9 protein-coding genes are annotated in these 12,624 nt (G+C 42.3%); 4 read left to right on the top strand and 5 right to left on the bottom strand.

Translation table 11 applies throughout. The features are described 5' to 3' along the window. Positions 1–63 precede the first annotated feature (63 nt). Genes AAH582_RS17575 through AAH582_RS17585 form a run of 3 tightly spaced genes read left to right on the top strand, consistent with a single transcriptional unit; the run spans position 64 to position 3,445 of the window. Complete coding sequence (locus AAH582_RS17575) at positions 64–1,158, top strand: zinc-binding dehydrogenase (protein WP_343319155.1); 1,095 nt, start codon at positions 64–66, stop codon at positions 1,156–1,158. Next, on the top strand, positions 1,158–2,435 hold the full coding sequence (locus tag AAH582_RS17580; protein WP_343319157.1) for an MFS transporter: 1,278 nt from the start codon (positions 1,158–1,160) through the stop codon (positions 2,433–2,435). Before AAH582_RS17575 ends, AAH582_RS17580 begins: the two co-directional genes overlap by 1 nt. After that, a complete protein-coding gene (locus AAH582_RS17585; RefSeq protein WP_343319158.1) occupies positions 2,432–3,445 on the top strand; it encodes a metallophosphoesterase family protein in 1,014 nt (337 codons plus the stop codon). Before AAH582_RS17580 ends, AAH582_RS17585 begins: the two co-directional genes overlap by 4 nt. A gap of 111 nt (positions 3,446–3,556) precedes the next feature. Here the strand turns inward: AAH582_RS17585 and AAH582_RS17590 are convergent, their stop codons facing one another. Beyond that, positions 3,557–5,995 carry a mechanosensitive ion channel family protein gene (locus tag AAH582_RS17590; RefSeq protein ID WP_046675277.1) on the bottom strand — a complete coding sequence of 813 codons (2,439 nt, stop codon included), beginning with the start codon at positions 5,993–5,995 and terminating at the stop codon, positions 3,557–3,559. Positions 5,996–6,121: 126 nt separating this feature from the next. After that, positions 6,122–7,138, bottom strand: a complete 1,017-nt coding sequence (locus AAH582_RS17595) for a zinc-binding alcohol dehydrogenase family protein (protein ID WP_343319160.1) — start codon at positions 7,136–7,138, stop codon at positions 6,122–6,124. A 365-nt stretch (positions 7,139–7,503) separates the two neighbouring features. On the opposite strand from AAH582_RS17595, the gene AAH582_RS17600 reads away from it, so the two are divergent. Next, positions 7,504–8,367: a helix-turn-helix transcriptional regulator gene (locus AAH582_RS17600; protein WP_343319162.1), complete on the top strand. Its 864-nt coding sequence runs from the start codon at positions 7,504–7,506 to the stop codon at positions 8,365–8,367. A gap of 47 nt (positions 8,368–8,414) precedes the next feature. On the opposite strand, the gene AAH582_RS17605 is transcribed toward AAH582_RS17600, so the two are convergent. The 3 genes from AAH582_RS17605 to AAH582_RS17615 are packed head-to-tail and all read right to left on the bottom strand — an operon-like array spanning position 8,415 to position 12,614. Further along, on the bottom strand, positions 8,415–10,466 hold the full coding sequence (locus tag AAH582_RS17605) for an alpha-glucuronidase (RefSeq protein ID WP_343319165.1): 2,052 nt from the start codon (positions 10,464–10,466) through the stop codon (positions 8,415–8,417). Between the two features lie 19 nt (positions 10,467–10,485). Then, on the bottom strand, positions 10,486–11,457 hold the full coding sequence (locus AAH582_RS17610; RefSeq protein ID WP_046675273.1) for a glycoside hydrolase family 43 protein: 972 nt from the start codon (positions 11,455–11,457) through the stop codon (positions 10,486–10,488). A 5-nt stretch (positions 11,458–11,462) separates the two neighbouring features. Continuing rightward, complete coding sequence (locus tag AAH582_RS17615) at positions 11,463–12,614, bottom strand: endo-1,4-beta-xylanase (RefSeq protein WP_156167707.1); 1,152 nt, start codon at positions 12,612–12,614, stop codon at positions 11,463–11,465. Between the last annotated feature and the right edge of the window lie 10 nt (positions 12,615–12,624).

Here is a 12,624-nt window from a genome sequence, read left to right on the forward strand (position 1 = left end):
TTTAAAAATATAGCATAAATAAACTTTGTTTAGTATTGCAAAACTTATGTATTTTTATGCAAAATGAAACAACTAGCAACATATTACGTTTTTGATCGTGCCAATACGACGCTCACCAAAGTGAGTAAACCTATTCCACCTTTGCAAGATGGGGAAATTTTGGTCAACATACGCTATACCACACTGTGCGGTAGTGACCTTCATACCTATTGCGGGTTGCGCAGCGAGCCATGTCCTACAATTTTAGGTCATGAGATTGTGGGCGTTATCGCAGCGATATCTTCTGGTCATAGCGGGCTTGATGCGCGGGGCAATACGCTACATGTTGGCGACTTGATTACCTGGACAGTTTTTTCCAGCGATCCCAACAGTGCCAATTATCTGCCCGATATTCCACAGAAAAACGATCAGATCTACAAATATGGTCACCGCCAGATAACCGAAGCGGATGACCTTCATGGTGGATTGGCAACACATATCGTCTTACGGCAACATACCTACATACGGATACTTCCAAAAGATATCTCTCCTGCTGTAGCCGCCACCATCAATTGTGCTGTTGCTACTTCGGCCGGGGCCCTTCGCCTGGCAGGAACCATTGCAAAAAAAAACATTCATGTCGCAGGCATTGGATTATTGGGGCTGGTTAGCATTGCCATGTGCAAAGAAATGGGTGCTAAAAGTATCATCGCTTCTGACATTAATCCTGCACGTTTAGAACTCGCCAAAAAATTTGGAGCGACAACTACAATAGATCTTCGTGAAACCACATCCAGCACAGCCTTATATGGTAGAACTATTGATCGATTTATCGACATGAGCGGCTCCCCAGAAGCCATGGAGCTCGGTATAGACACCTTGGGGCTCCATGGGAATGCTGTTCTCGTAGGTGCTGTGTTTAAGCAGCGCGCTACGGGGATAGACGCCGAAAAAGTGATTCGAAAGATGCTCACGATCAGGGGGCTGCACAATTACAATTATACCGATTTCTCTGACGCTGTAGATTTTATCATCGAAAACTGGCAAAAGTATCCGTTTGAATTATTAATCGAACGTGAATTCCCACTTGCTGAAGTCAATGAAGCAATAAGCTATGCGTTAACGCACAAACCAATACGAGCAGGTTTATTCGTCCACCCCTCAACGGAGCAGCTTTAATGGAAAGAAAATTTAGAAAAGACCAGTGGAAAATGTTGTTTGTAACCATGTTTTGCTATTTATTCTTTTACACAGGTCGACACAATTTTGGATGGGCAGCAAGAGGTATTGCCAAAGAGCTAGACATCAGTTTTCAGCAAGTCGGTTGGATCAGTTTCGCAATGTTAATGGGCTATGCGATCGGCCAGCTCATCAATGGCAATCTCGCCGATCGATGGAGCCCCAAGATGATGATTGTCGCTGGTGGAGGTCTGTCCATTCTCTGTAATCTCGCCATCAGCTTTGCCAGCTCTTATACCCCTATTTTGGTTCTTTGGACATTAAACGGATACTTCCAATCCATGGCTTGGGGCTCGGGAGGTAAACTTATCTCCAATTGGTGGAGCACTTCCGAACGTGGCAAGGCTTTTGGCTTTTATACCATGGCTGCCGGAAGCTCCTCCGTTCTGACCTTTCTGATGGCCTTGGTACTCGTCCAACAGGAACAAAGCTGGCGCACCCTATTTCGCTACCCCATCCTATTTCTCGCCGGCGCATTATTGGTCTTTCTTTTTGTCGCGTACAGCGACCCTAAAAAAAAAGGCTATACTCCTGCTGACGAAAAAGAAGGAACAGCGGAACAGGAAGACGCACAAGAACAAGTTGCAGCATCAGAAAAACAAGAAAACTGGAAGCAGTCCTATCTGCATGTATTTCAGCATCGCAACTTTATGATCGCTTCGCTCGCCATTGGTTTTCAAAGTATGGCACGTTATGGCTTAATCTTTTGGGTACCGATCCACTTTTTAGGAAACAACTACAAAGAATCTTCAGGCAACATGTGGCTAACTTTACTCATCCCCATTGGGATGGCCCTCGGTGCGGTTTCTTTCGGATACATTTCAGACCTCGTTTTTAACAAAAACAGAAGTAAATCGATCGCTGCGGGTATGATGATCAGCTGCATTATTGCCCTTCTCATTTATTTGGTACCTGTTCACAATCACCTCCTGATGGGCATACTCATGTTTACCTCAGGATTCTTTGTGTATGGTCCGCAAGCCAATTTCTGGACCCTGAGCCCAGATCTGCTTGGAACCAAACTTGTTGGAACAGGTATCGGCGTGATGAACATGTTTGCGTATGTATTTGCGGCGGTCGGTGAACCTTTATTTGGTAAGCTGATTGATTACACAGGCAACACAGCCAATATATTTCTTTTTGTTGCATTGATATGTGCGATATGCGCAACAGTCATTAGTGTTGTCCAAAACCCAAAATCAATTAAAAAACCATGATAAACCGAAAAAAATTCTTAAAAATTGGCAGCCTGGGTATTTCGGGTCTTTTAGTTCCCTCCACTTTTATCCATGCAAAAACGCGTACCGAATTGGACCAAGCTGTAACTGAGGAGCTTGGAGTTAGACAACAAAACCTTAAATTCGGTGTTATCAGCGATCTACATTACGATCTGATGCATGATGGCGACCGTCGTGCCCAATGCTTTATCGATGCAATGATCCGTGAGCAACCGGACTTTATTATTTCCTTAGGTGATTTCTGTGTTCCCAAACTGGCAAACAAAAAACTGATGGCTATATGGGCACAGTTTAAGGGTAAAAAACACTATGTACTGGGCAACCACGATACCGACGGCGGATTTACCAAGCAACAGGCCTTAGCCTTCTGGGACGCGACATCCCCCTATTATTCCTTCGATAATAAAGATTTTCATTTTGTGGTGCTGGATGGCAATGAAAAAGATCTCAATAATCGAATTGAAGGCTATGCGCGTACCATCGGAAAAGAACAATTGACCTGGCTAAAACAGGATCTTCAACAGACAAAACTCAGAACGGTTATTTTTTGCCATCAAGGGCTCGAAAATACCATGAACGGCCTAGACAATGGTATGCAGGTCCGCTATCTACTTGAACAGATCAACAACGAGGCAGGCTTTAATAAAATCATCCTTGTACTGACGGGACATCACCACCTCAATTATCATAACCAAATAAATGGGATCCACTATGTACAGATCAATAGCTCATCGTATTATTGGGCGGGCGAAACCTTTGAAAGCAAAGCTTTTGACGCAGCGTTCTATAAGGATCATAGCATCTTAAAACGAGCATTGGTCTATCAAGACCCCATATGGGCCACGGTATCTATTGCGAAGACAGACATTATAATCCAGGGAACAGAAACCGTTATGGCAGGTATTCCCCTCAATCAGACTGGAATCGATATTTACAAAGACGTCTACCCCATTACCTCGAAAGTCGACTCCCGCAAACTAATGTATTGACGTCACCATCAGGGAATATGATACTAAAATAATCCTCAGATCAAAAAAAGAAGCCGCTTTCCACAAAGGGAAGGCGGCTTCTTTTACTCGACCTTTTCAGGCAGAGCAACTTTAATGATTGGGTTTCACTGTTGTTCCGCTATCGGCTTGGTTGAGGATGACCTGTTGAATCGGCAAAGCCATATCGATACCTTCATCAGCAAACGCGTTATAAATCTTGGTTAATAATTCGCTCTTGACGCTGCCACTATCTTTGGATATTCTGACCCAAAAATAGAGTTCAACCACCACTGCCTGTGAGGTCACCTGCACAAACTGCACAGCAATGCCACCTGAAGAGAGAATCTGCTGATCCTCTTCCATTATTTTTTTGAGCAGCTGAGCTACCCGTTCTAGATCTACCCCATATTTTACCTCAAGCCGAATGCAGAGCCGTTTTTTTGCACCACCTTGGCTCCAATTCATCACATGTGCATTGAGCAGATCCCCGTTGGGCATAATCAGATCGGCTCCCTCGGCTGTCGCAATTACACTGCTGCGAAACCCTATCGATTTCACTTTTCCCGATCGTCCACCTACTTCGATTAAATCGTCCACATTCACAGGCTTTTCAAAAGCAATAATCAAACCGCTCACAAGATTGTTGACTAGCGTCTGCAAACCAAAACCTATTCCTACCCCCAATGCCCCTACAATAATTCCGATCTGCTGAACCGGAATTCCCAGTGCCGAAAAGGCTAAAAAAAATCCAATCACGATAATCGTGATTCGAACGAGCAAAATCCAGCTTCCCAGTCGAAATTTGTTCTGAGCTGCCCCTTCCTTTTTCTCCCATTGGGAATCCGCAGCAAAATAGGATACGATCTTCGAAAGCACTGTCGCACAGACCATAATTAATAAAAATACCACGAGGTTATTGACAGAGAACTGATAGTTGCCCAAGCGGTGTCCAGTTTCCAAAAAATCTTTCAAGGGATCCGCGAGGAATTTGAATTCGTAGAAATTTCGGCCGAAGAGCACAAACCATCCAATAATCAATACCGCATAGAAAAAAACTGGCGCTCTTTTGCCCACCCTGTTATAATTGATATAAAATAGTCTTCTTTCCTGCTTCTGATAGACTGATGAGGCCAATTGCAATCCCTCATTGACCAATCGGATGACCCACAAAAACAAAATAAAGACCACAGCATTTGTCAATCCCGCTACAAGGAGCACTTTACTAAGGTTAAAACGACCAAAAAGATTCAGTATAATGGAAGCAAATTCTAGAAAAACCATAAATGAGATCGGAAAAAGTATCCAGCGTTCTTTTATCTCATCGCGACGTTTCTTATTACAGAGCGCAAGGAGACCCACCAGGCAGGCAAGGGCGGCAATGGCAAGAATCAACCAGCGTTCCAACCGCGAAGGCTGCAGCACCAGGTTATCCAATCCGGCAAAAATAAAAAGGATTAAAATACAAAGCCAAACCTTCATCCAATACACCGTAATTGCCGATCTAAAAACAAAAGACAAAAAAATCGAAGCAATAGTCAATATCGTGATCGTAAATACAAAAGGTGGTGACGGGAATATAAATTGCATGACACACAATCCGATCATCATTCCGCTCAATAAGGGCCTATGCAGCAACAGACTTGCCTGAACCACATTTTTATCGTTGATCTTTCTGCGCAAGACATGGACATAGATAACCACGATTACAGTCGCCAGAAAAAAGAAAAACAGCTTTCCAAGATGTGCCCTTAAATAATAGGAATAGAGCAATTTGGCTTTCACGAATGAGAAGTAAAGGATTTCGTTCATGGGCCGTTCAAATTTACTTGGGATCCAAATATTGACAAAGTTGCGGGCTATTGTTCGGCTTGAGAGCCGGTTCTGGTAATACAGAACCTCCTCCATATCCGATTCAAGCCGCGCCAGTTCCAGATTAATTTTATTCTGTAACTCTTGAACCCCATTAATTCGTTCTGCCAGTTTCAAAGTAATGGGTGCGATTTCTAATGCAATCACTCGAATCCGACTCAGATAACGGGCAAGATTAGCGGAATCCTTTGAAATAACAAAAAGTGCAGGATCATTGCTCAGTGAATCGAGTTCCAGCTGATAGTTTGTAAGCCTGTCCTGATAGCGGTCCATGTCATGCTTTAAGCTCCTCACTTCAATGGACAAGGCATTCAAAATATTAAATGTTACGGTAAGATTGCGCGAAGACTGGGCCGATCCTTTATTCTCAAAAACCCCGTCCTTGGCTATATCGTGTAAAACGATCAGTTCTTTCAAACCTAGATCCACACTTAACGAATCGAAACCTTTGCGTAGAAAAGAACGCGATTGGCTAGCCAATAACTTAACATCCTCCAGCACCCGATTTTGACGGATGGCCGCACGGTCCATCTCCAAATCCTGGACACTTCTTTTTGCCGATTCCTTAAAAAATTGTTCTATCTTGGCCACAAACCCCACACGGACCGAATCCTGGGAATTGCCCAAAAGCACTTTTGAGAACAGCATTACTAAGAAAAACGCTACAACTTTCCTGCTCATTGATTTTAAGTCTATTTTTCCTGTTAGGTATTATTTTTACAGGTATTAGCCTAAATGTACATATATTAGTTCAAAAAAACACGAGATTCCTTTTAAACAATCTTATATGGGTCAACAGTTGCTCTTTTAAAATGCAATCAATAGCCTAAATATACGCCCAGGGTCATTTGACCAGGTTTCTAAAGCTAATTGTGCATCTTCTATACGATAAATGGCCGTTATCAGTTCTTCTAATGAACAGGTTTTCATTTCCAGGTAATTCATTACTGCAACAAAGTCTTTTGACGTAGCGTTGCGCGACCCCCTGATATCGAGCTCCTTTTTGACAAAAAACTGTGTATCAAAGGGAATAGCATCTTTTGCATAACCAATATACAGCACCCTCCCCGTATAGGCTGCAGCTTCAATAGCAGCCAAGTACGTTTCTTTTCTACCAACGGCTTCGATCACGACATCAGCCCCCATGGCCTGGGTCAACATTGCCAACTTCGCCTGCAGATCTTCTTCAACGCTGTTAATCGTAAACTTTGCACCGAGTTTTCTTGCAAGAGCAAGCTTTTCAGCACTGACGTCAACAGCAATGACTGTGGCTCCCCGTAATGCTGCCCGAATGATTGCCCCCATGCCGATCATACCGCATCCAAATACCAATACAACGTCACTGTCCGTTACTGAAGCTCGATCAACAGCATGAAATCCCACACTCATAGGCTCCACCAAAGCCAATTGTTTGGATGATAGTTGTCCCCCAGCGATAACCTTTTCAATCGGTACAACAATATATTCCGCCATAGCACCATCACGCTGCACCCCCATAGTCTCATTATAACGGCAGGCATTAGGCCTATTATTTTTACATGCTGTACATAGACCACAATTGGAATATGGATTGACGGTAACTTTTGTACCGATCGTAAGATCAGTCACCAAATTAGCGCCCAATTCCGCTACCGTTGCTCCAATTTCATGCCCCGGTATGACGGGCAAATTGACCAATGGATTCAATCCCCGAAAGGTGTTCAGATCCGAACCGCAGAATCCAACATAATCAATTTTTAACAGGACATGTCCCTCTTTAACAGTGGGACGCGGGATATCCGTGATTTCCACACTCCCCGCTTTAATAATTCTTATTGCTTTCATTTATAAATGGTATCAAGATTTAAACAGCAACTGCTATGGGTTATTGTGATACCAAAGATCATATCAGAATTCAGAAGGTTTCCTATTTCAAAATCTTTGTATTATCATATAGCCAAAAATAATTATATAGCATGGAGAAAGAAACTACATTAGCGATAAAAAATAATACGATATCGACCCATCTCCACTAAGCATCACAAAATGCTCCGTTTAAAAAACACAATTAATTTCCTAGCGATACATCGATTGCGCCAAAAAGAAACATTATCAATAATTGTACGTAAAAACGCTATTTTTTTTTAGAGAAAACGAGTATTATTGTATCTGGGATTAATATTGTATCTAATTATTTTCCGCTTCGCATAATGATAAATAACGAAAAGAATAAACTCGATTTTACACTATTGAATATTGGCTATGCGGAACATCAGGCAGATTGGAATTTTAAAGATATTAAGAGTCCTTTTGCCAGAATACACTATGTCTCTGAAGGAGAAGCAGCTATTATTGTACATAACGAGGTCATTAAACTCCGACCTGGCCATCTCTATCTCACCCCAGCCTATATCCATCACAGCTATGACTGTTCCGATAAATTATCCCTCTATTATATCCATATTTATGAAAACCCCGAAATAAGATCAAGTATTTTCGACCGTTACACTTTTCCGAAGGAAATCAAATCGGATCAGCTATTGGAGACAGTTATCCAACATCTATATGCTATAAATCCAGGTCGTGAATTAAAAATATACGATCCAAAGGGCTACGATAATTCAACAGAGTTAATGAAAAACATGGCACTGCAGACGGCTTCACCTTTCGCCAGAGCTTCCGAAAACCAAGCGATCATTCATTTATTGATGAGCAGATTCCTTGCGGAAGCAACCAACAAGATACCACAAGTCGAAAAACGCCTTCTACGTGTACTCGATTACATAGACGAAAATATCCATCATCCGATTGCTATCGAACAACTCGCCAATCTAATTTTTATCTCCAAAGATCACCTGATCCGACTCTTTAAAAAGCATATAAATACCACACCAGTGAATTATATCAACCAGAAGAAAATAGAAAAAGCACAGTTAATGATGTTAGTTGATGAAGGCAATATCCAACAACTGTGTTTTAGACTGGGCTTTGAAAATATATCTTACTTTAATAGACTCTTTAAAAAACTAACAGGCGAGACACCGATGAGTTACAAACGCAGAATAACGAGATAAAACAGCTTTTTTCGTAAAAAGGATCTTGCTAAGACCTGACTTTCGATTTAATTATGATGCCCCATCGGTAACTTGATTTTCTTTAACTCTTCTAAATCGTGTATGGGACGCTCTAACTCGTATGGAATCGGTTGACGTGAAAAAAGTTGAAAGTATTGCAAGCAGGCATCTTTCCACCAAACTGCATCTCTAGTTTGGATTCTCAGTTTAGCTTGAACAGCTGAAAAACGTGATCGATCAATATATCTTTCCATACGATCCCAAACTTTTTGAAACGCTCTCACTTTTTGGACCCCGTGATCATAACGGAAACATAATTCGCTCCAAAGCGTATTGCCGCTATTCATTCGATGATTCCAGGAAACATGATGAAACCACAATAAAAGGTGTTCCGGACAAGTGGCTCTATTTCCATATATTTCGTTCAATGGCGGATTGTACTGTGATACGGCATTACTTCCCTTGGCTGTTCGGTCAAAACCCAATCCCACGCTATCCGCATTATGGTAGTACCAGGGCATCCAGTCTGGACGTCCCCCCGGGATATCGCCCCAAGGTTCGGGACCGTAATGATGCTCAAAAGCAAAAAGGTGATGTAGACCTAATGGCATCATATAATCGACCGCTGCCTCCCGAGATTCCAACATCAGCTTCTTGACTGGCTCGAGAAACTCCTGCGCTCCCGTAAACGTCAACCGTATCCATTCATCCGCTATTTGTGCTGAAAACAGGCTATTGTTCCAAGCCAAACGGCCGAAAGCGTACCAGTTGGCTTGCGCGAAGTGGTGCCCCGTCCAATTGGTATCCAAACCAATATTAGCTACTGCAGCGATTGCCGTTTTACGCCCCGAATGCCTGCTACTGTCGGTCTGCTTTGCCACCGTTCCGCCTTTTCCAGTGGCATAGGTTTCACTATCCAATACTTCCTTAAACAAAGGTGCCAAATAGACCAAATGGTTGGAAAATCCCAGATACTCTTGTGTCAACTGAAATTCGAGCATCTTCGCTGTATTTGGCATCGCCCCCAATAAAGGATTGAAAGGTTCCCGGGGTTGAAAATCTATCGGGCCATTTTTTACTTGAAGAATAACATTGTCACGAAACTGACCATCGAGTGGAACAAATTCTTGATAGGCTTGTTTGGCACGGTCATCTTTAGTCGGATGATAAACAAAAGCACGCCAAAAAACGGTACCGCCATAGGGGCTGAGCGCATCGGCAAGCATATTGGCTCCGTCCGCATGGGTTCGTCCATAATCTTGGGGGCCTGGCTGGCCTTCAGAATTTGCTTTGACCAAAAATCCGCCGAAATCCGGAATTAACGCATAAATCTCCTTCACCTTGGATCTCCACCAGTGTTGAACATCCTTATTTAAGGGATCCGAATTAGCTAACCCACCTAAATTTTTCGGCGCAGAGAAATTGATCGACACATATACTTTTATACCATATTTACGAAAGACATCCGCCAGAGCTTTAACTTTTATCAGATACTCCTTCTTCAATAGATCCGAAGAAGCATTCACGTTATTCAACACGGTAGCATTAATTCCAATCGAAGCATTGGCCCGTCCATATTGTTCATATCGGGGTGAAAGTTTATTCGGTAATTCCTCCCAGTTCCATAGCGAATGCCCTGCATATCCACGTTCTATCGTCCCATCCAAATTATCCCAATGATTCAAGACCCTAATATCGTAAGAAGGTATTTCAATGAATCCTGCAGGAGGTATCCCTGCTCCTGTCTTCTGAAGCCGCAATAAATGATAAACAGCATACAATATACCCGCTGATCGACCGGCAACCACATAAACCTGATTTCCCTGTCGGCTTATTTGATAACCATCTTTTAAGTCCTTTCTGCTATGATCAAGTTTTAAGATGACATCCTCACCCTTCCAGTAACATTCCAGTTCCTGTTTTGCTAAAACAAGTGTTGCATCGGTCGATTCACCTTTTACCACCTGAATCTTACCTATAGGTTTCTCCTGTTTTGTAAATCGCAGCCATAACTGACTACCGTCCTCAGCTCTCAAAGCAGCAGGAACACAATACAGTACGATCGCAAAAAAGAAATGAAAACGCATGATATACCTCATCTTGAACTAAAATATATCATTACGAAGACAATCCATCAATCGGCTTAATATGACCATTTTCATCATAGCTCAACTCAATAACTTTCATGCTTCTAAGCCAGGTCTTTCCTCCAGAAGGTACCGAATCATGATAAAATAGGTACCACTTACCCTTGAATTCGACAATGCTGTGGTGCGTGGTCCAGCCAACTACGGGCGATAGAATCACACCCTGATAGGTAAATGGTCCATATGGATTGTCTCCTATGGCGTAACAAATCAAATGGCTGTCGCCTGTAGAATAGGAAAAATAATACTTACCTTGGTATTTATGCATCCAGGAAGCTTCAAAAAATCGCTTTTCCGTATCCCCATGCGTTAATGGTTTGCCCTCTTTATCTAAAATAACGAGATCCCTTGGTTGTTCCGAAAATTCCATCATATCAGCAGACAGCTTGACAACCTTTGGAGACAATGCGGGTTCATCAGATGTTGGCAATTCATTGGGCGAAATAATTTTATTATTCCGATAAAATTGAAGTTGTCCACCCCATATACCACCAAAATATAAATAATAGGAACCGTCTGTATCTTTAAAAGCACATGGATCAATACTGTAACTTCCTTTGATAGGATACTCCTGCGGAACAAATGGTCCATAAGGATGGCTTGCCACAGCAACACCGATTTTAAAAATATCGTTTCTATCCTTCATGGAGAAATACATATAGTATTTTCCGTCTTTCTCAGTCACATCAGAATCCCAAAGCTGACGACCAGCCCAAGGAATATCTTTTACATCCAGTACCTTTCCATGGTTAACAATGTCCGCATTGATATCTTCAAGAGAAAACACGTGGTAATCCTGCATATCGAAATGGTCGCCGTTATCATTTTCGGGAATACCGCTCTCCCTGTCGTGAGAGGGATAAATATAAATTTTGTTTTCAAACACATGAGCTGAAGGATCAGCCATGTAATCTCCGGAATATAAATACCTACTTTTGCTCATATTTCTTATTTCTTTTTTTTTTGAGTCAACGCAATAATATCTTTTACAAAGGGTTTGGGCTGATAATTCCGATCAAATAACAACGGATAGTCTGTACGTCCCGGAATAGGCCAACCATTCTTCCATGAATCTCCATCGCCTACACCCCACAATGTCACACGCGATATTTTATCCCGATGTTTGAGATATAATTTAAAAAACGCTACATATCTCTTTCCTAGCTCATCCATTTTCTCTGCTGGAAGCCCTTTTTCGTAGGGATTCATTGCTTTACTGTAAGCATGACGTTCCGCAACTTCGGCTCCCATATTGGGGCGTACATGTGGCAGGACCGAAATATCCATTTCCGTTACCATTACCTTTGCACCAAGGCCCGCAAATCCGAGTATGGTTTTTTCAACTTCTTCAATAGGTGGATTGTCCAGCGCATTATGTTCTTGCATGCCAATCCCACTGACCTGACCACCGGCGGCCTTTACCTGTTGCACCATGCGCATAATCCCCTTTCTTTTTTCGGGGATTGCTGTCGAATAATCGTTATAATATAATTCAGCTTTTGGGTCTGCTTCATGAGCAAATTTAAATGCTAATTCAATAAATTGCGGTCCAATAATCTGGTAGAATTTATTTTTACGCCATTCTCCATTATCCAGTATAGCCTCGTTCACCACATCCCAACCAAACACCCTTCCCTTATAGCGCGACACTACGGTTTGTATATGCTTCCGCATGCGTGCGATAAGTACTTCCCGGGTGACCTCTTTCCCGTTTTTATCGATAAAAAACCAAGCTGGAGTCTGCGAATGCCAAATTAGCGTGTGACCGATAATTTGCATTTTATTTTTTTCTCCAAACGCCACAAAACGGTCCGCATCCTTAAAATCGAACTCACCTTCCCTTGGTTGTAAAAACATACTTTTCATACAATTCTCGGCAACAATGGAATTGAACTGCTTTTTGACCACCGCTACCGCAGCCTCATCCCGCTCCCATATCTGATCAAGGTTTAATGCTGTTCCTATATAAAACTTACCTTCAAATGCATCTTTCAAGGTCAATGAATCTGGGGCTCGCTTCGGATTTTGCAAAGTGGCTGAAGCAGTAGGACCAAATAATAATGTTGATACAGCTACAACAATAGTTTTTAACATCTTCATGGTTTATTTT

The organism is Sphingobacterium multivorum (assembly GCF_039511225.1).
In the GTDB taxonomy this organism is placed as follows: domain Bacteria; phylum Bacteroidota; class Bacteroidia; order Sphingobacteriales; family Sphingobacteriaceae; genus Sphingobacterium.